Source organism: Dictyobacter sp. Z7_2 (genome assembly GCF_057551105.1).
Genome location: NZ_BAAJPE010000002.1, coordinates 3,530,023 through 3,552,020, shown reverse-complemented (window position 1 = coordinate 3,552,020; position 21,998 = coordinate 3,530,023). Strand labels below are relative to the sequence as shown.

Genomic DNA, 21,998 nt, shown 5'->3' with positions numbered 1-21,998 from the left:
AAGTGCCGGTAAGCGCCAGAATGTGAGCGAGGCAATATCATCAACTTACCTTAAAGATGTCAAAACTCATCAGATAAGCAAGCAGGATGATATTGCCAGGATCTATTCAGTACGCTATACTGAGAGTCGGTATGTATGTTGTCCCTATTCCAACTATTTGGAATAGAGTTTTCAATACTGGCATCTGATCTACGGGTTAGATGAGGATTGAACAATGTTTCTTTTTTTCTCTACTCTTGATAGAGACACAGCCCCTCGTAGACTGGGCAGCTTGAAGCGAATATTTGCGGAGCACATTGCTATGATTAGATAAACCATAGCCTACGCTTGAGAGCGCAGACTAATATTCGCCTGGCACTGCACTAACGAGGATCTGTCCCCTTTTTCGATTCTGATAAGGGCGGCAGACCTTTTTTATGGCTGTGAAGAGAGATTCCGCCGCCAATTCTGGCGCATCATCCGATAAGAAGGGAGTCTTCTTCATGAAAGATATATCAGAGCTTCCAGAGGGGACCGAACAGCCGCCGGTCAAAGCGACCAGCCCAAAACCTAAATCGACCCCTCGAGCAAAACAGGAGAACCAAACCATAAGCAGCCAGGAACCAGAAACAAAGCCCGCGCCTCGGCGTCGCACAGCCACGCCAGCAAATGATAGTGCGACTGCAACCGAGCAGACCGCTCACAAAGCAGCCGCCAGTACCGCTGAAAAAGCCGCTCCTAAGGCGACTACTGCGAGTACCACTGAAAAAGCCGCTCCTAAAGCAGCCGCTCCCAAGGCGGCAGCCAGCGCAAATGCCGCTGAAAAAGCTACGCCTAAAGCAGCCGCTCCCAGCACCGCTGAGCAGGCCACACCTAAGGCGACAACGCCTCGAGCAGCCGCTTCCAGTACCGCCGAGCAGGCCGCTCCCAGGGCGACAACGCCTCGAGCAGCCGCTCCTGGCGCACCGGAGCAAAGCGCTCCAAGAGCAAACACATCAACAACACAGAATACGTCTGCGCCAGCTAATCCATCAGCACCGCAGGCAACGTATCGTAACAATAACCAGGGTGGACAAGGTGGTGCCCCGCGCCAGGGTGGATATCCACCACGCAATAACAACGGACCGCGTCCATATAACAACAATAACAACCAGGGTGGTTCCGGTCCTCGTCCTTATCAGGGCAACGGACCAACAACAGGACCGCGTCCATATAACAATCAGGGCAACGGACCACGTCCTCCCTATAACAACAATAACAACCAGGGTGGAACAGGATCTGGCCCTCGCCCTTACAATAATCAGGGTGGAACAGGATCTGGCCCTCGCCCTTACAATAATCAAGGCAGCGGACCAAATGGACCGATCGGCGGCAGTCGTCCACCATATCGTGGCGGCGGCGCACCAATCGGACAGGGGTCACGCCCAGGGCCGAGTGCAGGCCCAGTAGGTAATACCAGTGTGGCACCTCGACCTTACTCACCTGACCATAACCGTGATCGCGACCGCAGTCGTGACCATAGTCGCGATGGTGGAGGAGGAGCCCCTCGTCCACAGGGTGGGGCAGGAGGACCAGCTCGACCAGGCGCACGTCCGGGAGGCAATACCGGGCATAGTGGCCCAGGCGGAGCTCATGGTCATCGTCCGGGAGGACGTCCAGGCGGACACAGCAACAATAGAGCACAAGAGCGTCGAACAGCGGCAGTCAAAGAAAAGGTAACGGGACCAATCTCGCTGCCACCTCAGATCGTCGTAAAAGATCTGGCCGACATGCTTGGAGTGACGCCCATCGAAGTCATACGAGATCTGATTAATAAGCATGCGATCTTCGCCAGCATCAATCAGGTAGTTGACTACGATAAAGCCTCATTGGTAGCTCAGGATCTCGGCTTCGAGCCAAGTCCGGTCGCCGTCACCGACAGCCCGGCAGTACGTGGCGAACGTCCGCTTTCGGCGAACGAAGCCATGCTTGCCACGCACAACGAAGAAAATATGGTCACCATTCCACCGGTGGTCACCATCATGGGACACGTTGACCATGGTAAAACATCGCTGCTGGACACCATCCGTAAAACGAAGGTGGCGGCCGGCGAAGCTGGAGGTATCACCCAGCATATCGGTGCCTATCAGGTAGAAGTCAACGGTAAGAAGATTACGTTCCTGGATACTCCTGGTCACGAAGCCTTTACGGCCATGCGTGCTCGTGGAGCTCAGGTGACGCATATCGCCATTATCGTCGTAGCAGCCGATGACGGCGTCATGCCGCAGACCCGTGAGGCCATCGACCATGCACGGGCGGCGAAAGTGCCGATAATCATCGCGTTGAACAAAATCGACAAAGCAAACGCGAATCCAGACCATGTCAAGCAGCAATTGCTAGAGATGGGTATCGTCATCGAAGAGTTCGGTGGAGATACCGTCTGTGTACCGATCTCTGCACGACGCGGCGAAGGTATCGACGAGCTACTCGACTACATCCTGCTGGTCGCAGAAGTTCAGGACATCAAAGCCAATCCTGATCGACTCGCCACAGGCGTCATCATTGAGGCCAAACTGGAGAAGAACAGCGGCGCAACAGCCACCGTCCTGGTCCAGCAGGGAACGCTCAAAATGGGTGACAACGTCGTCGTAGGAGCTATCTCAGGTAAAGTTCGCGCCATGTTCAATGATCGCGGCAAACGCATTCAGAAAGCAACGCCAAGTACACCTGTCAGTATTCTCGGCTTACCGGAAGTACCAAACGCCGGTGATCGCCTGGAAGTGACCTCTGACGAGCGTACAGCCAAGCAGCAAGCTGAAGCTGAAGGCACCAAGCGTAGAGACGAAGCACAGCCTCTGGGTCAGATCAGTCTGGACACGCTCTATATGCAGATGCAGAAGGGCACCGTCAAAGAGCTGAACGTGGTCATTAAGAGTGATGTGCAGGGTTCGCTTGAAGCCATCAAGGGATCGCTCTCCAAGCTGAGCGAGGATAACTTGAAGGTACGCCTGATCCGCGAAGGTATCGGTAACATTAGCGAAACAGATGTGCATCTGGCAGCCGCCTCGAAAGCGATCATCATCGGCTTTAACGTTAAAGCGGATGCAGCAGTCGCGCAGGAGGCTCAGCGTGAGCACGTCGACATTCGTTACTACACCGTCATCTACAAGCTGATCGAGGACATCCAGGCCGCTCTGGTGGGTATGCTGGAGCCAACGTTCCGCGAAGTCATCGACGGTCATGCCGAGATCATGCAAACCTTTAAGGCTGGCAAGGTCGTTATCGCCGGCTGTCGTGTACTGGATGGCAAGATCACCCGTGGCGCACAGGTTCGCCTGAAGCGTAAGGATGAGGTCGTCCTCGACGGAAAAGTTGCCTCACTGCGTCGTGGTAAAGATGACGTACGAGAAGTCTTAACCGGCTACGAGTGCGGTATTCTACTCGAAGATTACAACGCCTACGAAGTTGGCGATATCATCGAGACCTACTCGAAAGAGCGCGTACTACCAACCGCATAATATGCAGGATGCTCAGTGGTCATCGAGTGCCAGACAGGCTCTACATTCGATGGCCACTTCTGCACTGTTCAGGAGGGTATAACCATGCCAAACAATCTCCATAGGCAAGAAAAGCTCGGCGAACTGATGGCTGAGGATCTGAGCGAGCTCATTCGAACCCGTGTCAAAGATCCACGCGTAGGCTTTGCCAGCATCACCCGCGTCGAAGTCAGTGGCGATCTGCGCCACGCAAAAGTCTTAGTCAGCGTCATGGGCACGCCCGAGGAGCAGGCCGAGACGATGCAGGGACTGAAAAATGCCAGTGGCTATCTGCGTCACGAGATGGCAAGTCGCCTGACCCTACGCTATATGCCCGATCTCTCCTTTAAACTTGATGCCTCGATCGAGGAAGGTGCACGCATCCTGGGCTTGATCAGCCGCGTCACCGAAGAGGATCGCATCACCAAGGCCGAGCGCGAAAAAGAGCAGGCAGCAGAGGTGACGAAAGAGGACGAATGAACGAAACTCCTTGTCCCACCAACCCATCACTCGCCGACCAACTCAATCCCACGCAAGTCCAGCAGGCCATGGCTCTGATCGAGCGAGCACAGCGGATCGCTTTGCTCGCTCATGAGCGTCCCGATGGGGATTGTCTTGGAGCAGTACTCGGCTTCGCGCAGATCCTGCGTCAGATAGGCAAAACATGCGTGCCAGCCTGTGCCGATCCATCTCCTCGCTCATTCACTTTTCTGCCAGGCGTTGAAACGCTGCAAACCACGCTGGGCGATGAGCAGTTCGATCTGGTGATCGCACTGGATGCCGGCGAGCTGACTCGCTATGGAGCGCTCTATCAAAACCATCGCGCCTTTCTTGATCAGGCCAGCATCATCAACATCGATCACCACATCAGCAGTTCCGGCTGCGGACAGGTCAATATTATCGAGCCAGATGCAGCTTCTACCACCGAATTGCTGGTCTTATTTCAGCAACAGGCTCAACTGCCAATGACAAAAGATGCCGCCATCTGTCTGCTCACAGGATTGATCACCGATACAGGATCTTTCCAATATTCCAACACAACTCCACGCACAATGAGGGTCGGCGCGGCACTGATCGAGGCAGGAGCGGATGCGGAAACCATCGTCAAACCTGTATTTCGCACACAGCCGCTGGCTCAGGAACGCTTCCGCGCGGCGGCCATCAACAACGCTCAGACATCGCAGGATGGACGCATCATCTGGTCTTACGCCAACGACCATATCATGGCACAGACAGGCGCGACCAGCGATATGGATACCAATGCATCCGGCATATTGCGCGATATAGAGGGTGTATGCGTCGCTGCTTTCTTTACGAACTACGGCAATCCAGCTCAGACGCGTGTCAGCCTGCGCAGCAGCGCACCCTATGACGTCTCGGCCATCTGCATGCGCCTGGGCGGCGGCGGACATGTTCGCGCCGCTGGTGCGACCATTGAGAAGCCCATGCTGGAGGCGATCCCTCTGGTCATTGCCGAAATCGAACGCGAAATGCTCAAGTAACGTGGGAGACATGCATCCCAATGGGGTGAAAGGCACACCGACGTAGTGCTCTGTCAATGGTCATCGCGACGTCGCCCAGACCAGAAGGATGACTCCTGGCACCAAGCGTACACGTCAGCCAACGTAGCGCCGTGGTCTTGTGCCCGGCGGCCTCGTGACGTATGATTCGTTCGTTTTTGCCACGCAATGCGGTAAGATGAGACGAAAGATCGGCGATGGGGGACGTTTCCGTACGTGAACTGGCCGCCGGGCACAAGACCACGGCGCTACGCTGGCGAGCGGATATATCGGGAACGAGCGGGTCATCCTGGTTAGTCAAACCACGTTGTAATGACCTTTGACGGTGTAGTAGCGGCGCGGCCTGGATGCCTGGTGCCAGGGGTCATCCTTCTGGTCTGGGTGACGTTGCGATTAAGCAGATTATGACGTTAATGGCAAAGGAGAGATACCGGACGTGGTGGATGGAATTCTTAATATCAATAAGCCCTTGCATATGACATCGCATGATGTGGTGGCAAAGGTGCGAAAAACACTCAAGCAGAAGCGCGTCGGTCACGCGGGGACCCTTGATCCGGAGGCGAGCGGAGTCTTGCCTATCTGCGTGGGACAGGGGACACGCGTCGCCGAGTATCTGAGCGAGAGCGGTAAAGCCTATCGGGCGACCGTGACGTTCGGGACGGTCACCGATACCTATGATGCCGAAGGGACTGTGCTCCGCACCGCTGATATCAGTTCTCTGACACGCTCACAGATTACAGAGGTTCTAGAACATTTTCGCGGTCCACAACTCCAAATGCCGCCACGTTTCTCAGCCATTAAAATCCAGGGGCAGCCTGCGTATAAACGCGCACGTGCCGGCGAAGAGATCACGCTAGAGCCACGGCCAGTTGAGATTCGCTCGCTTGAGATAGTCTCCTGGGACAAGCCCAACATGATTCTGGATGTCTCGTGCAGTAAAGGAACCTACATACGCTCTCTTGCGTATGATATAGGAGAGCATCTTGGTTGTGGCGCCTATCTGACAGGACTTGTACGTACTCAAAGTGGTCCATTTTTGCTGTCAGACAGTATCACGTTGGAGCAGTTAGCACAAGCGTGCGAGCAAGATACGCTGGCGCAGCATCTCTTTCCGGCCGACTTTGCGCTCCAAAGCTATCCAGCCCTGCATCTCGACGCGGAGATCACACAGCGTGTGCTGCACGGAAATGCCTTTAGCTATGCAGATCCCGATCTGGACAGTATGACATCCGCAGGAATCGGTCGCGTGTACGGTTCTGATGGCCAATTTCTGGCGATCGCGACCTGGGATGCACAACAACAACAATGGAAGCCGAAGAAAGTTCTCGCATAAAGAGAGAAAGCTCTGCCATAATTGAGTGTCGCACACGTCTCATTTATTGCGAGCGGGCAATTGCTGTGATACTATAACAAGAGAATAACAAGGATTAGGTACCTCCAGGGATAACAACAACGGAGGGCCTGCGATAAGTATGACCGAATACCAGACAACCCTATCAGAAACGACACCGATCGCAATTACCATTGGGAATTTCGATGGCATCCATCTTGGGCACCAGTATCTTTTACACGAGCTTGCCTCGATGGCACAGGCGCTAGAGTGTCAACCAGTCATAGTTACTTTTGATCCACATACGTTGATGGTGGTACGCCCACAGTTAACAATTCAATGTCTAACCACGCTCGAAGAGAAATTAGCTCTGGCCAAACAGTACGGCGGCGTCAAAGATACGATTGTGATCCATTTTACCCCTGAGGTGGCCGCTTTATCGGCTGAGGATTTTATGGATAGCCTCTGTCAACGTTTTACTATACGCGGCTTGATTATTGGCTCGGACTTCAGTCTCGGACATAACCGGATGGGAAATGTCGCCTTTCTTGAAGAATATGGACGACAACATGGGATACAGGTGCGTGCACTGACATTAGAACAAGCCAGTCAGGCACGCATAAGTAGCACCCGTATCCGTTCATTAGTAAGTGAAGGCAAAATAGCTGAGACCAATACCTTACTGGGACATCCTTTCGTGCTGGGTGGCATCGTGGAACATGGGAATGAACGCGGACGCCTGATTGGATTTCCTACAGCTAATATTCATAATGATGCGCATCAGCTTTTGCCCGGCAACGGCGTCTATGCCGTACGTGCGAGTATCCATAATGGTAACACACGTGACTTAGAAGAAGCTTCTACCGTCTATAATGGTGTAACTAATATCGGTATTCGCCCTACATTTAATGGAAAAGACCGCCTTGTAGAGGTGCATCTGCTGGATGTCAATTTGAATCTCTATGACAGGTATCTACGTGTCGAGTTCATTGAGTATCTACGCGGTGAGCAACGCTTCTCAGGAGTTGAGGCCTTGAAAGATCAAATTTCTCTGGATGTGCAACACGCACGTCAGATTCTAGCAAGCAGGAGAGTGAGCAATTGAAAGCTCGCCAGAACCCATTAGCAAAATTAGAAACGTTTATGCAACGTGTTGTCGAAAGTCCATTTAACTGGCTCTTCCCCTCAAAGTTAGAGCCGATTGAGATTGCCCGCAAATTGGAACGCTCAATGGACGATAATACGATGCTACAAGGCGAAGGCCGGCGGCTGGCACCCAATAGTTATGATATCTATCTGAGTATCAAAGACCATCAGCAGATAGCACCCAGCCAGGTTTCGCTGACACGTGATTGGCAGAATCAACTGGTAGAATTCGCTCGTCGACGCCACTATACATTGAAGACGGTGCCCGTGATTCGCTTGCACTCTGATACATCCCTGCGCCCCGGCACGGTACGCATCGAGGCGGAGCAAGCAGAAGCGAGCTCTAACGGCGAAGGCGGCATGATGTCTACTCAGGCACTGAGTGCCGAGCAGCTAGCACAGATACGTGCGCAGCTCGCGCCAGATCAGCAGCTACCAGGGATCACCGGCAACAGCGCGCCAAAACATTCAGGGGCCAGCCATCGCAATAGCGGCGTTGGACACAGTAATCCTGGATACAGCAATCCTGGACTTAATAATCCGCCGGCCCATTCACAAGCAGGAGTGGCACCAGCAGCGATACCGCAGGCATGGCTGACAATTCGTTTACCCCAGGCGGGACAGCAAACCTATCGGATAGAAAAGTCGCCGGTCAATATCGGTCGACAATTAAGTAATGATATTATAGTTGAAGATAAACGCGTTTCACGCTTTCATGCTCAAATTAAATATCAGCCAGATGGACAATTTGCCATTTTCGATCTTGGCAGCACTAATGGCATCACTATTAATAATACGCCGCATATGCGCCAACATATTCTGCGCAATGGTGATCAGTTCACCATAGGCAGCTATGATTTTTACTTCGAGAGAAGGTGAGATCTCCGCCCTATGCAACTTACGACATTCTTACTTATATTGCGTCTCTTATTCATCGTTCTCCTCTATCTCTTCTTGATGCAGGTGGTAATCGCGATCACGCGCGACCTACGCAAAGCGGCCGCCATCGGCGATGACGCTGAAGGAGGTCGTATCTCGCATGTCCTGGGTCATCTAGTGGTAGTCGACAGCGGCCCCAGCACCGTCGTTCAGCCGGGGATGCGCTTCGATCTGGATCAACAAACGAATATCGGGCGTGGACCAACCAATACCATTCAGATCTCGGACAACTTTATCTCCTCGGAACATTCACGACTTTCGTTCCGCAACGGAGTCTGGTATGTCCAGGATGCAGGAAGTGTGAATGGTACCTTTGTGAATAATCAACCAGCGCGTGAGCCTATTCCAGCTCGGGCTGGCGATATTGTACGCGTCGGTTACATTCAATTCAAACTCACACAATAATAGCCAGGAGACCCTGCCAGATAAAAAAGGGTACCTGGCTATTATTGTGCCCAAGACACAACGTCCTTTAGCATCTACTCCCTTGTAGACATGAGGTTACAATAGATGGCACAAATGTCCCAAATATCACAGATGTCCCAAAGAGCAACCGGGACAATCCGACAATTCCGCTGGAAAGAATTAAGCTTACTACTTCTTCCCGCCATCATTCTCCTTTTATTGATGACTCAGTTGCTTTTGATTCGTTCCAGCGACGATCCAAGCGTTACATTGAACAATCTCAATAAGATAGGTAATCTGCCTATCTGGTATGGCTTAATCCCTATTCTGGGTTTCCTCGCAGCGATCTTAGGATTGCACATTATCTTTAATATCTTCTTTCGCCACGCGGATCAAGTACTTTTCCCTCTGGTAGCTCTTCTGAGTGGCCTGGGCATCTTGATGATGACGCGACTCGGGCCGGATATGCTCCCTTATCCCATTCCAAGTCTTGGCACACGACAATTGATCTGGGTCTTACTGGGTTTTGCGGTTTGCCTGGGAACAATGTTCATTTTACGTAATGTGAACTGGCTAGCCCGCTATAAATATACCTGGATGCTCTTCTGCTTTGCAGTGCTGCTTCCCAGCGTCATTGAAGGCATCAAATCATTTAAAGATGCCAGCCCAACCCGCGACTTGCTAGGTATCGGTGCACTCAATATCCAACCTTCAGAATTCTTGAAAATTGGTGTCGTGATTTTCTTTGCTGGTTACATCAACGACAATCGCGATATCCTTTCGGAAGGTCATTACCGCCTTGGTCCCTTAAGGCTCCCACCTTTGAGGCATCTGGGGCCTATCATCTTCATGCTTGGGATTGGTCTGTTAAGCTTCCTGATCGTGCGCGAACTCGGCTTGGCCATGCTTGTCTATGGATTATTTCTGTGTATTACCTATCTTGGAACCGGTAAAAAATCCTATGCAATCGTCAGTTTAGCAGCCTTCCTGGTATTAGGCTTTATCGGCTATAGCATACTCCCCTATGTACAAAACCGCTTTGCAGCGGTAGCCTTTAATCCTCCTAACTGGTCACAGCTAACTCCAGCGCAGGAAACGTATGTCGAAAATGGAGGACTGCAAATCTTTCAAGGGATCATCAATATCGCCAGCGGTGGCATACTGGGCGCAGGACTCGGGCTGGGTTATCCCGTAAGAACACCCGTCATCGACGCTGATATGGTCTTCACTGCCTATGCAGAAGAATTTGGCCTGGTGGGACTATTTGCCATTATAGGTGTTTATCTACTGATCGTCCATCGCGGATTCCGTATCGCGGCCGAAGCTCCAGACCCTTTCAGCAAGCTACTCGCAGCCGGATTAACCTCTGTCTTTGCGCTCCAGAGCATCATTATTATAGCCGCCAATATGAAAATTATGCCCCTGACCGGTATTCCATTGCCCTACCTGAGCAATGGTGGTAACGCAATTCTGGCAAATTTTATTATCGTCGGCATCCTGTTACGCATCTCGCATAACACGGCGATCGAGCGCGGCGACATATATTGACCTCTTACCTCTTGACCTAATAAGGTGAAAGATCCTTTCGCCTGCGGCACAAAAGAGACCCCACGTAGCGGCGCGGCTCCGCCGTGCTGTCTGTGACTCGTACGAATATGCTCCTCATGGCGTTCCATTGAGAGACGCTCCCAAGACGAATCATACGAGTCACAGACAGCACGGCGGAGCCGCGCCGCTACGTGGGCTTGCTTGATCTCTTCTGGGGAAAGGGATTGCTCTCAGAAAGGGACAAGATATCGCATAAAAAGCTATGATGGTATAAGAATTCAGGTTGAATTGATTGACATCCTCGATATGAAGGGTTACTCTAGTGTAATGATGGTGGGAAGTTTTTCTTTGGTAATGAGCATGTACTTTGCACTAGAGATAAGAGGTTTCGAGAGATGTCACAAATGCTACAGCGAGCGACAGGAACAATCCGGCAGTATCGCTGGAATGAGTTGGGGCTATTAATTCTTCCAGCCCTCATTTTACTCCTGCTGATGAGTCAGTTGCTCATTATCAGATCCAGCACTGACCCAGGTATCACGTTAAATAATCTCAACAAGCTACGCACGCTCCCTATCTGGGATGGTCTCATTCCAATCCTGGGCTTCCTCGCCGCGATACTGGGAGTACATATCATCCTCACGATTTTCTTCCGTGGCGCTGATCAGGTACTTTTCCCTCTGGTGGCTCTGTTGAGTGGGCTGGGTGTGATTATGATGACACGGCTCGGTCCAGATATGTTGGTGAAATATGGTGGGCCAATCCCCAATCTGGGCTCACGACAACTGATCTGGGTCTTACTCGGTCTGGCACTTTGTCTGGCAACAATGTTTATCTTGCGCAATGTCACCTGGCTCTCGCGCTACAAGTATACCTGGATGCTTTTCTGCTTCGTTGTGCTACTCCCAAGCGTGATCAAAGGTATCACGACGCTCAAAAGTGGCGATCCAACACGCGACACGCTGGGAATTGGATCACTTAATCTTCAACCATCTGAATTCTTGAAAATTGGCGTGGTCATCTTCTTCGCAGGCTATATCACGGATAATCGCGATATTCTGGCGGAGGGGCATTACCGTCTCGGACCGCTGCGCTTGCCACCACTACGCCAACTTGGTCCAATGGTCTTTATGCTCTTCATCGGCTTGATCAGCTTTCTGATTGTGCGCGAACTCGGTCTGGCTATGCTGGTATATGGTCTATTCCTCTGCATCACCTATATTGGCACCGGCAAAAAATCGTACGCCATTGTGAGTCTGATTGCCTTCGTCGTGCTCGGCTTTATTGGCTATAGCCTGCTGGCTTATGTACGCAATCGCTTCGCCGCCTTAACGTTTAATCCCGTCAACTGGGCGCAACTAACGCCAGCGGAGGAATCCTTCGAACAAAATGGTGGCTTCCAGATTTTCATGGGCATCGTTAATATAGCCAGTGGTGGCATACTTGGGGCAGGACTCGGTTTAGGCTATCCAGTTGATCTGCCAGTGGTCGACGCTGATATGGTCTTCTCAGCCTACGCAGAAGAATTTGGTCTGGTCGGACTGTTTGCCATCATCGGCATCTACCTGCTGATTGTCCATCGCGGATTTCGTATCGCCGCCGAAGCTACGGATACGTTTAGTAAATTGCTTGCCGCCGGTTTAACATCGATCTTTGCACTGCAAACGATCATTATTGTCGCAGCCAACATGAAGCTCTTGCCACTAACCGGTATCCCGTTACCGTATCTGAGCAATGGCGGTAATGCGATCCTGGCAAACTTTATCATTGTCGGCATCCTGTTGCGCATCTCGCATAATACAGCGATCGAACGAGGAAAAATCTACTAAATCCATCAGATAGGCATTGCGCCGATCGTTTGAGGCCGATGTGGCATGGGCCTCAAAGATGGAGGCAACAAAACATTAGGCATAGATCGGCGCTCTTTGCTTGTCTGAAATGAGGGCACATGTTATACTGCCCTTGAAAATTGTTTTGCAAGAAGTGTGAAAAAACTATGGGGCAATACCGCCAATGGCTATCTTATCGCGAAGCTGATCAGCAGCTCCAGAGCCAGATCAAAGAATCTGAGCAGGAGTTGGCCCAGCTCTATGCACAAATAGACCAGCTTGAAGCTGATACAAACTATCCAGAGAACCTCATTCTGCAAATGCTCATTGGCATCCAACAGGCCGAGAAAGCAGGTCGCAAGAGATCAGAGGCGCATACTCCCGGCTTATTCGAAGGGCAGGGCATACCAGATCTGCAGCGAGGAAGCGTCTCAGCGGCACTCTTTGGCTGGGGCAATCTACCAAACTTCGACACGCAGGATATCCAGCGTCCAATCACTGACACGCAAAACCAGCCTCTCGCACCTCAGTTTCAGCCATCCCACGATAATCTGCTCCCCCAGGATCTCAGCACCTTCACAGAAGATAGTAGTCAGACCGATCCACAGATCAAAGTTCCCTGGTGGCTCCGCGATACTCACCCACCCACAAAAGAAGATCCACAAAGCACGCAACCCATTGATCAGTTAAGTCAGCGCACCAATCAGTACGTCCAACGCTGGTTTGAACGCTGGGGAAATAGCGCCACTGAGTCAGAAAAAGCGCAGGAGAAGCCCGGCCAATGAAAAATAGACACGATAGTTCACATAATCTGATCAACCAGGCTGAAATCAACGAGCTCTTTTCCCAGATCACCTCCCAGGAAGTTGAACAATTTTACAAAACCTACCAGCTCTGGTCAAAGCATCAGCAACTTGCACGCATCCAGCAAGAGATCGGTAAGCTGCGGGAGAAGCAGGCACAGAATGCTCTCCGCATGCAAGAAACGGCTCCCTCAGCGGTCGCGCTCGCCACGCTGGCACAGTTACGAGCCAGTGGAGTCGATGACATCGATCTGCTCGATCGCATGCTTGAGCGCGGTGAAGAATGGCTCGATCATACGATGCAACTCCTTGAGCGCTGCGAAGATCTCAACGTGATCCGCGGCAACTACACACAGTGGTGCGAACATGCTCTGGAGGGCGCATACGAGTGGATGGGCTCGATGGATGACGCCAGCTTACACGATTATTTCCATGCCGAGGCCGCATCCGAGGAACTGCCTTTACAGGCTCTGATGGATACCGATCCAACCGATATCGTCACCGAAGATCAGCTCTTACGCAAGCTCATGAGCGATGATGGAAGCACCAGCAAAAGAATTACCGTCCCGCTGGCCAGAATCACACAGGATCTCCCACCGCTGCCGACGCACGAGGATGAGGTGGAGACGCCGGACGGAGTAGCTACAGCCTCTGAAGTTGAGGAAGCCGAAGAGGCGGAGGATGCTGATAGCAGCGATTTTCCGATCGAGATCGAGGAGCCTGCAAGTGCGTCTCACTCGACAGATGAGGAAGAGAGAGCGCGCTCCATCGCCGAGCAGCAGTCGTATCAGGAGAAATTGCGAGCGGACGAGCAGGCCGAAAAGCTTGAGGATCTGTTCCCGGTAGAGATTGAGGAGCCTGCTCACGCTACGGCTGAGATAGTAGATCAAGTACAGCAACCTCCGGCTGAGACAGATAGCAGCACCGAAGGAGGCGAGTGGGAGGAGACTGAGGAATCCACCGAGCAAGCCAGCGCAATTGCGTCTCCACAAGCAGTGGCGGGACCAGCTGAGATAGAGGTGATTACTCCAGAGTCAGATGAAAATGAAGCAGATAATGCCATCCCGGAGGACAGTTCGGCATTAGCGGACATCCAGACAGACGTACCAACTGCACAAGCATTCTCTGATGGAGAAACTGCAACTGTCCAGAATGAGAGCGAGGATAAAGACGAGACGCATCTCATCCCCGATCCTCCTGTGATCAGTCCAGATGATACGCCTCCTGCCTCAGAGTCAGATGATAATCTGGTAACACCCGCATTTGTCGAATCTTTATTACCAGATATGGGTGATGAAACAGAGGCAACTGTGCATAGTCCGGAAGAGACGCTGGTTGAAGATCAAGCATTGACCCAGGATGCGAGCGAGCAGGAGCCAGAGATGATCACCACAACCGAGGCGGTAGAAGAGCCGCAAGAAGGATCTTCTACCCAATGGCCTTATGCGTATCAAGAGATAGAGAATACATCCCTACCCGCCTCGCTGCCGGATGATGCTGGTAGGCAAAGTGAAACGCTCGCCAGCGCACCAGTTCAGCCAGAAGAGGTAAAAAAAAAGCCTCGCGAAGAGGCTTCTCAAGGACCGGAAAAAAAAAAGCCAGGCTTTTTTAGACGTTTATTAGCGGGAACTTTCCGACGTTAAGTTTCCTTCTCGCGCTCCTGAATAGGGGGGATTCGAGTTTGGCATGGGCATCGATGACTTATGCGAATTTTCCGGCACACTCAATACTGGCGGATGCGATGCCATCAATTGCTGCTGCAAATCCAGAGTTTGTTGCTGCAACTCGAGATTGTGCTTACGCAACTTCTTGATCTCGCGTCGATCGGCCCACGCTGAAGCGACCGAGACAAGATAAAGTAAAAACGCTCCGATGAAGAACGCGATCAACATCCACATGCCAATGGGGAGGTCGGGCGACTGCCAGGACATGAAAACCAGATGCACTTGTGTCGCAAAGTTAAAAATGGTAAGCGCTGCCAATCCTCCGCATACCAATAAGAATAGTATCAGAATGAGGACAAACATAATGGCCTCCTTTCTTTATCAAATATAATTGCCAGAATACAGGAACTATCTATAATGACTCATGCAGCCATATTACATGAACGCAGACCAGTAGGCAAGCAGTGAAACAAATGGCTAACACATCTGCCAGATCTACTACATCTACACACATACCTGAACCATTGGACTTATTGTTAATACGCAGAATGCCGCATTTTATATTCAAAATGACAAAATAGGACTCTTAAAACAGAGGGAACCCAATAGAACCTCATTGCCCTGGGGCAAATTGACGAGGTGCCACAATAGGCATATACTTGGGTGGGTCACGAGGGAGGTAATACGTTGCTATTTGAAGATTTCGAGAAAGCCAATCCGAATCACAGCCCGGTACGCACACAGTACCTGAACATAAAAAGTCAAAATCCTGACGCAATCCTGTTTTTCCGCATGGGCGATTTTTATGAGATGTTCGACGATGATGCAGAGATCGTCGCTCGCGAGTTAGAGATTGCCCTGACACGCCGCGATTTTGGCCGTGGAGAGAAGTCTCCCATGGCCGGTATCCCCCACCACGCAGCCGATGGCTATATTGCTCGCCTGGTCAGTAAAGGATATCGCGTTGCCATCTGCGAGCAGACTTCCGATCCGGCTCTCTCCAAAGGACTCGTCGATCGCGAAGTGATCCGCATCGTCACGCCAGGAACCATCATTGATCCCTCGATGCTTGCCGCCAAGCGCAACAACTTCTTAGCCGCCGTCGTAACTGGCCGCGACGCGGTTGGCATCGCCTACATTGACATCACCACAGGAGAATTTGCCGTTACCCAGTTCAGCTCATCCGAGCCTGACCTCTCCGCACAGCAGGAGATCGCTCGCGTCGGACCCGCTGAAGTGCTGGTCGAAGCGAATTATAGTCGCGCCGGCAGTCGTAAACGTCGCTGGCTGGCGGCGGTGATGAACGAAAAGCAAGTCACCAAAGTTGGCAGCAACGGCAATGCCAATGCCAACATCCCGGATCTGGATGAGGAGGAAGATGATGCAGCACCTCTGGCAAAATTAATGGAAGGTGTGGCCGGTCATGTGACTCCTTACGATACACGCTACTTCAACGAAGATGATGCTCGCCATCGTCTACTGAGACAATTCCAGGTAGCCTCGCTGGAAGGCTTTGGCTGTGCGCATCTGCCGCTGGCGATTCGCGCCTCAGGAGCTATCCTGGCCTACATCCAGGAGACGCAAAAAGGACTGCTGCAACAGCTCAACGCGCTGGAGACTTACTTCACAAATGGCTTTATGACGCTCGATCCTTATACCCGGCGCAACCTTGAGCTCTTTGAAACCGGACGCGGCGGCTCGGTCAAAGGATCACTGCTCTGGGTGCTCGATCGCACACGTACGCCGATGGGAGGCCGTCTGCTGCGTCGCTGGATCGGTCAGCCACTCCTGGATATCGCCATCCTCAATAAACGTCAGGAGGCGGTGAGCGAGTTGTTCGGCGATACGCTCCTGCAAGCCCGGCTGACCGAGGGACTCAAAAAAGCCGGCGATATCGAACGCCTGATCAATCGCGTGCGACAGCGCATCGCCTCTCCACGCGATCTGGTCGCTCTTGCCAATGGCTTACGAGCAGCAGCAGAAGTACGCAATAGCCTGACCGAAGAGGATCAATCCAGCAAGCCCACGCTGCTCCAATTTGTCGAGCATCTGGCCAATAACGACGACATCATTGAGCTGATCGAAAGCGCAATTACCGATGAGCCTCCAATGAGTATCACCGAAGGTGGCATCATTCGCGCAGGCTTCAGTGCTGAGCTGGATCAGTTACACGATGCCTCTAAAAATGGGAAGAAGTGGATCTCAGACCTGGAGCAGCGCGAACGCAAGCGGACAGGGATCAGTACCTTGAAGGTCAGCTTTAACCGGGCCACCGGTTATTTCATCGAAGTAACCACCTCCAATCTCAGCCGCGTGCCCGCAAATTATATTCGCCGCCAGACGCTGACAAACTCCGAGCGCTATATCACTCCCGATCTCAAAGAGTATGAGACACTGATTCTCAATTCGCAAGAGCGCGTCAATAAGATGGAGAATGAGTTCTTTGTGCAACTCAGAGCAGATATCGCGGTACATGCGGCAGAGCGGATTCTGGAGACCGCTCATGCGCTGGCTGAGATCGATGTCTATCAAAGCCTGGCCGATGTCGCCGCCCGACAGAATTATTGTCGTCCCACGCTCAACGAAGAAGACACCATCCATATCATCGCCGGACGCCATCCCGTGGTCGAGCAAGCACAGTCCGATACACCATTTATCCCCAATGATGTCAATCTCTCAAATCACGAAGCGCAGATCGGTATTATCACAGGTCCCAATATGGCCGGAAAATCAACCTATCTGCGACAGGTAGCCCTCGCCGTCTTATTAGCTCAGATCGGCAGCTATGTTCCGGCCGAGAGCGCCACGATCGGTATGGTCGACCGTATCTTTACACGTATCGGCGCTCAGGACGATCTCGCAACCGGACAGAGCACATTTATGGTCGAGATGGTTGAGACCGCAAATATTCTCCATCACGCCACGCCCAGAAGCTTGATTATTCTGGATGAAATCGGTCGCGGCACCAGTACCTATGATGGTCTGGCGATCGCCCGAGCAGTGGTCGAATATCTACACAATAACAAACGCAGCGGAGCACGCACCCTCTTCGCCACACACTATCACGAGTTGGTTGAAGTCGCTCAATTGCTTCCTCGGATTCGCTGTCTGAATGTCGCAGTGACAGAGGAGGCCGGTCAGGTCATCTTCTTGCGCAAAATTGTGCCCGGCGGCGCAGACAGAAGTTATGGTATCCATGTTGCGCAACTGGCTGGCATCCCGCGTCCGGTGATTCATCGGGCACAGGAGATCCTGGAAGAGTTAGAACGTAAAGGAGATGCAAAAACACGTCGCAAAGCCATGCGCGACATGACGATGCCCGCAGCCTGGCAGATGACACTTTTGGCAGCGGAGCCGCATCCGCTGCTTGAAGAGATCAAAAATCTGGCAATTGATGAGCTGACGCCCATCGAAGCGATCAGTAAATTATACGCGCTCCAGCAAAAAGCCAGGCAGGATTCCTGATGGTGCACTGGAGACATACATCCCAATGGGGTGAAAGGCTCACCGACGTAGCGGCGCGGCTCCGCCGTGCTGTCTGTGACTCGTACGAACATGACCCTCATGGGGTTCCGTTGAGACATCTTCCCACAGTGGGACGTTCTCGTGCGTCGAGTGACAGCACGGCGGAGCCGCGCCGCTACGTCGGCTGGCTTTTACGCCTGGTGCAAAGGGTTATGCCAGATGAGAGATTAAGCGCCGATTTGTGCGGCAAAGAGCGTCAAAATGTGGTATGATATCAGTGGTTAGTGTATTGTGTACAATAATCAAAGACCGAATTTGGAGGAAAGATGACAACGCAAGAGCAGACACATCTCGATAAAAAAGCACTTGAAGATCTCTGCATTAATACCATTCGCACACTAGCCATGGACGGTGTACAAAAAGCAAATTCAGGGCACCCTGGCACCCCAATGGCGCTAGCCCCTCTCGCTTATGTACTGTACACTCGCCACATGCGCCACAATCCAAAAAATCCATCCTGGACCAACCGCGATCGCTTCGTGCTATCGGCAGGCCACGCCTCGATGTTACAATATAGCTTACTCTATTTAACCGGTTACGGTCTGCCTCTAGAGGAGTTAAAACAGTTTCGCCAATGGGGAAGCCTCACACCGGGACATCCCGAATACGGACATACGGTCGGGATCGAAACCACCACCGGTCCACTGGGACAGGGCGTGGGTAATGGCGTAGGTATGGCGATCGCCGAGCGCTTCCAGGCCAGCCGCTTTAATCGCCCCGGACACACAGTCATTGATCACCATATCTACGCGATCGCTGGCGACGGCGATATGATGGAAGGGATCTCCTCCGAAGCTGCCTCCCTGGCAGGTAATCTCAAATTGGGTCAACTGATTTATTTCTATGATGACAATAGTATCACCATTGAAGGAAGCACCAGCCTGGCATTTTCTGAGAATGTTGGCCAGCGTTTCGAAAGCTATGGCTGGCATGTCCAGCATGTAGCGGACATCAATGACCTCGACACCCTCGATCAAGCAATCAACACCGCCAAAGCTGAGACCGATAGACCATCGCTCATCATCGTCAAATCCAAGATTGGCTATGGAAGTCCTCACAAACAGGGCTCACACGACGCCCATGGAGCACCTCTGGGAGCTGAAGAGATCATCCTGACCAAAAAGAACCTTGGATGGCCTTCTGAGGAGCCTTTCTTCGTTCCCGATGAGTCCCTGAACTACTTCCGTCAGGCTATCGAGCGCGGCGAGGAGCAGGAGCGCGAGTGGCAGAAGGTCTATGACGCTTTTGCAGCCGAGTATCCAGAACTGGCAGCACAATGGCAGGCGGAGCTCAGCGGCAAGTTGCAGGATGGCTGGGATAAGGATATTCCTGTCTTTCCAGCTGGTGAAGCAGTAGCCACCCGCGTAGCGGCCGGTAAAACACTCAATGCGATCGCCGTCAACCTGCCCAATCTGATTGGAGGATCAGCCGATCTGGCTCCATCCAACAATACCAACATGAAAGGGCTGGGCGATTTCAGCGCCACCGAAACTGGTCGCAATATGCACTTTGGCATCCGCGAACATGCGATGGGAAGCGTACTGAATGGGATGGCGCTCTATGGCGGACTGGTGACGTTCGGCGCGACTTTCCTGGTCTTCTCGGACTACATGCGCCCCCCGATTCGTCTGGCCTCCATCATGAAGCAGAGAATCATTTATGTGTTCACACATGATAGTATAGGGGTAGGCGAAGATGGTCCAACCCATCAGCCAGTCGAGCAATTGGCAGCATTGCGCTCAATTCCAGGCGTCACCGTTATTCGTCCGGCCGATGCAAACGAGGCAGCTGAGGCATGGCGCGTAGCGATCACGCATCAAGGTGGTCCAGTCGCGCTCGCTTTGACGCGTCAGAATCTGCCCACGGTGGATCGTGATGTCTATCCAAAGGCCAATAATCTGGCTCAGGGCGCTTATGTGCTCGTGGATAGCGAAGGCACACCGGATCTCATCCTCATGGCGAGCGGCTCCGAGGTGTCTCTGGCCTTTGATGCAGCAAATCGGTTGCGTCAGGATGGCGTTGCCGTCCGTGTAGTAAGTGTACCCAGTTGGGAATTGTTCGACGCACAAAGTGCAGAATATAAAGAAGCTGTCTTGCCAAAAGATGTGCGTGCCCGTATCGCGATTGAAGCAGGCATATCGATGGGATGGGAGAAATATACGGGTTTTGATGGTGACATCATCGCTCTGGATCACTTCGGTGCCTCCGCGCCCGCACAGATCCTGTTCAAGGAATTTGGCTTCTCAGTAGAAAATGTCGTAGCAAGAGCAAAAGCTCTTTTGCAGAAGTAAACAGCTGTTGTTCTGAGTGACGACGGAAAAGACCTGACGACGCCGCTCGTGTGCACCGCCAGATCCATAAAAATTTACGCAGTCAGTAAAAAGAAAGGGCACAGTCACATGACGAATCCTTTAGTAGACCTACAAAACCAAGGCCAGAGCGTCTGGTACGATAACATTGACCGTTCACAACTGGCATCGGGCCAGTTCAAAACCATGCTGGAGACCGACGGCATTCTGGGTGTTACCGCCAATCCAACCATCTTTGAGAAATCCATCAGCGCAGGCCACGCCTACGACGACCAGATCACTCAATTGATTAAAGAAGGCAAGAGCACCAACGAGATCTACGACGCAGTCGTGATCCAGGACATTCGTACCGTCGCTGATCTGCTGCGCCCTGTCTATGATAAGACTGAGGGTAAGGATGGCTATGTCAGCCTGGAAGTTTCTCCCGAACTGGCCAATGATACCGAGGGCACAATTGCAGAGGCCAAACGCTTCTGGAGTATGGTCGATCGTCCGAACCTGATGATCAAGATCCCTGCCACACCAGCGGGCGTTCCAGCAGTTCACGAGGTGATCAGCAGCGGGATCAATGTCAACGTGACACTGATCTTCTCGATCGAGGCTTATCGAGACGTCACAGAGGCTTACATCAGCGCCCTTGAGGCTCGTCACGGCCGTGGCGAAGACATCAAGAAGTTGGCATCGGTCGCCAGTTTCTTCATCAGCCGCGTCGATACACTGGTCGACCAGTTGCTTGAGGATAAGATCAAGGCCAGCAACGATGAGAGCGAAAAGGCTCAACTGAAGTCCCTGGAAGGGAAAGCCGCCATCGCTAATGCACGCGTCGTCTATCAGGATTTCAAAAAGATCTTTGGCGATGCTCGCTTCGAGGTACTCAAGCAAGCCGGGGCACATGTACAGCGTCCGCTCTGGGCCAGCACCAGCACCAAGAATCCAGCCTATCGCGACGTCCTCTATGCAGAAGAACTGGTCGGCCCCGATACGGTAGATACCATGCCTTTGGAGACCATCAACAACTTCCGCGATCATGGGAAAGCGCGCTTCAGCATCGAGGATGACATTCCTGGCTCGCAGGCTGCCCTGGATGCTCTTGAGAAGAGCGGTATTCACTATGCGCAGGTCACACAACAATTGTTGGATGAAGGTGTGAAGAAATTCGCAGACTCCTTCCATCAGTTATTTGAGGGCATCGATAAGAAAAAGAATGCTATCAAAACCTCAGGTGTAGCCGACTAAGTGGAGTAAAGAGCGTTCCCAATGCTCAGCAGTACTTGTTGCTCGATGCATGGCATCGAGCAACGCTGTGAGTGTAAGTGTGCGCGGGTCCGTCACAAGCGAGCCCGCGCACACTTACACTTTACAGAAAATTCAGAGATTAGCCAGGACCGTTGGATCATATATATTGACAAGCAAGCAAAAGTAATCACATGATGTTAGGTGGAAATCCTATGGTTTATCCCTTTCTCGTGCTTCCAGCAATTATATG

The 21,998-nt window shown here is 52.2% G+C and carries 17 protein-coding genes; 15 read left to right on the top strand and 2 right to left on the bottom strand.

The genetic code is table 11. The features are described from left to right. The first annotated feature begins 482 nt into the window (after positions 1 to 482). The 3 genes from infB to AC27N8_RS28415 all read left to right on the top strand — a co-directional run bounded on the left by infB (position 483) and on the right by AC27N8_RS28415 (position 4,996). Positions 483 to 3,476 (top strand): translation initiation factor IF-2, encoded by a 2,994-nt coding sequence (infB, locus tag AC27N8_RS28425; protein WP_487071798.1) that lies wholly within the window; start codon positions 483 to 485, stop codon positions 3,474 to 3,476. Between the two features lie 84 nt (positions 3,477 to 3,560). Continuing rightward, a complete protein-coding gene (gene rbfA, locus AC27N8_RS28420; protein ID WP_487071796.1) occupies positions 3,561 to 3,974 on the top strand; it encodes a 30S ribosome-binding factor RbfA in 414 nt (137 codons plus the stop codon). Further along, positions 3,971 to 4,996, top strand: coding sequence for a DHH family phosphoesterase (locus AC27N8_RS28415; RefSeq protein ID WP_487071794.1), 1,026 nt, complete (start codon positions 3,971 to 3,973; stop codon positions 4,994 to 4,996). Before rbfA ends, AC27N8_RS28415 begins: the two co-directional genes overlap by 4 nt. On the opposite strand, the gene AC27N8_RS28410 is transcribed toward AC27N8_RS28415, so the two are convergent. Beyond that, entirely contained in the window at positions 4,989 to 5,315 is a 327-nt protein-coding gene (locus tag AC27N8_RS28410; RefSeq protein WP_487071792.1) for a hypothetical protein, read from the bottom strand. The genes AC27N8_RS28415 and AC27N8_RS28410 overlap by 8 nt on opposite strands. Positions 5,316 to 5,450: 135 nt before the next feature. Between AC27N8_RS28410 and truB the strand changes: the two genes are divergently transcribed. The 8 genes from truB to AC27N8_RS28370 all read left to right on the top strand — a co-directional run bounded on the left by truB (position 5,451) and on the right by AC27N8_RS28370 (position 14,657). Continuing rightward, positions 5,451 to 6,347: a tRNA pseudouridine(55) synthase TruB gene (gene truB / locus AC27N8_RS28405; protein ID WP_487071790.1), complete on the top strand. Its 897-nt coding sequence runs from the start codon at positions 5,451 to 5,453 to the stop codon at positions 6,345 to 6,347. Positions 6,348 to 6,486: 139 nt separating this feature from the next. Beyond that, entirely contained in the window at positions 6,487 to 7,449 is a 963-nt protein-coding gene (locus tag AC27N8_RS28400) for a bifunctional riboflavin kinase/FAD synthetase (protein ID WP_487071788.1), read from the top strand. After that, positions 7,446 to 8,369 (top strand): DUF3662 and FHA domain-containing protein, encoded by a 924-nt coding sequence (locus AC27N8_RS28395; RefSeq protein ID WP_487071786.1) that lies wholly within the window; start codon positions 7,446 to 7,448, stop codon positions 8,367 to 8,369. The genes AC27N8_RS28400 and AC27N8_RS28395 overlap by 4 nt, the downstream gene beginning before the upstream one ends. Positions 8,370 to 8,381: 12 nt before the next feature. Continuing rightward, complete coding sequence (locus AC27N8_RS28390) at positions 8,382 to 8,834, top strand: FHA domain-containing protein (protein WP_487071784.1); 453 nt, start codon at positions 8,382 to 8,384, stop codon at positions 8,832 to 8,834. A gap of 105 nt (positions 8,835 to 8,939) precedes the next feature. Continuing rightward, a complete protein-coding gene (locus AC27N8_RS28385) occupies positions 8,940 to 10,382 on the top strand; it encodes an FtsW/RodA/SpoVE family cell cycle protein (protein WP_487071782.1) in 1,443 nt (480 codons plus the stop codon). 395 nt (positions 10,383 to 10,777) lie between these two features. Further along, the gene (locus AC27N8_RS28380; protein WP_487071780.1) at positions 10,778 to 12,211 is read left to right on the top strand and encodes an FtsW/RodA/SpoVE family cell cycle protein; all 1,434 of its coding nucleotides are present in this window, start codon (positions 10,778 to 10,780) and stop codon (positions 12,209 to 12,211) included. 167 nt (positions 12,212 to 12,378) lie between these two features. Next, positions 12,379 to 12,996 carry a hypothetical protein gene (locus AC27N8_RS28375; protein ID WP_487071778.1) on the top strand — a complete coding sequence of 206 codons (618 nt, stop codon included), beginning with the start codon at positions 12,379 to 12,381 and terminating at the stop codon, positions 12,994 to 12,996. Next, positions 12,993 to 14,657, top strand: a complete 1,665-nt coding sequence (locus tag AC27N8_RS28370) for a hypothetical protein (RefSeq protein ID WP_487071776.1) — start codon at positions 12,993 to 12,995, stop codon at positions 14,655 to 14,657. The genes AC27N8_RS28375 and AC27N8_RS28370 overlap by 4 nt, the downstream gene beginning before the upstream one ends. Here the strand turns inward: AC27N8_RS28370 and AC27N8_RS28365 are convergent. After that, positions 14,634 to 15,041, bottom strand: a complete 408-nt coding sequence (locus AC27N8_RS28365) for a lipopolysaccharide assembly protein LapA domain-containing protein (protein WP_487071774.1) — start codon at positions 15,039 to 15,041, stop codon at positions 14,634 to 14,636. The two genes, AC27N8_RS28370 and AC27N8_RS28365, sit on opposite strands and share 24 nt — an antisense overlap. Positions 15,042 to 15,365: 324 nt before the next feature. Here AC27N8_RS28365 and mutS point away from each other — a divergent pair, with 324 nt between their 5' ends. The 4 genes from mutS (at position 15,366) to tal (ending at position 21,748) form a co-directional block, all read left to right on the top strand. Further along, positions 15,366 to 18,143, top strand: a complete 2,778-nt coding sequence (gene mutS, locus AC27N8_RS28360) for a DNA mismatch repair protein MutS (protein ID WP_487071772.1) — start codon at positions 15,366 to 15,368, stop codon at positions 18,141 to 18,143. Then, positions 18,143 to 18,415 carry a hypothetical protein gene (locus AC27N8_RS28355; protein ID WP_487071770.1) on the top strand — a complete coding sequence of 91 codons (273 nt, stop codon included), beginning with the start codon at positions 18,143 to 18,145 and terminating at the stop codon, positions 18,413 to 18,415. The genes mutS and AC27N8_RS28355 overlap by 1 nt, the downstream gene beginning before the upstream one ends. Positions 18,416 to 18,469: 54 nt before the next feature. After that, entirely contained in the window at positions 18,470 to 20,494 is a 2,025-nt protein-coding gene (gene tkt / locus AC27N8_RS28350; protein WP_487071768.1) for a transketolase, read from the top strand. 108 nt (positions 20,495 to 20,602) lie between these two features. Further along, the gene (tal, locus tag AC27N8_RS28345; RefSeq protein WP_487071766.1) at positions 20,603 to 21,748 is read left to right on the top strand and encodes a transaldolase; all 1,146 of its coding nucleotides are present in this window, start codon (positions 20,603 to 20,605) and stop codon (positions 21,746 to 21,748) included. Positions 21,749 to 21,998 lie beyond the last annotated feature (250 nt).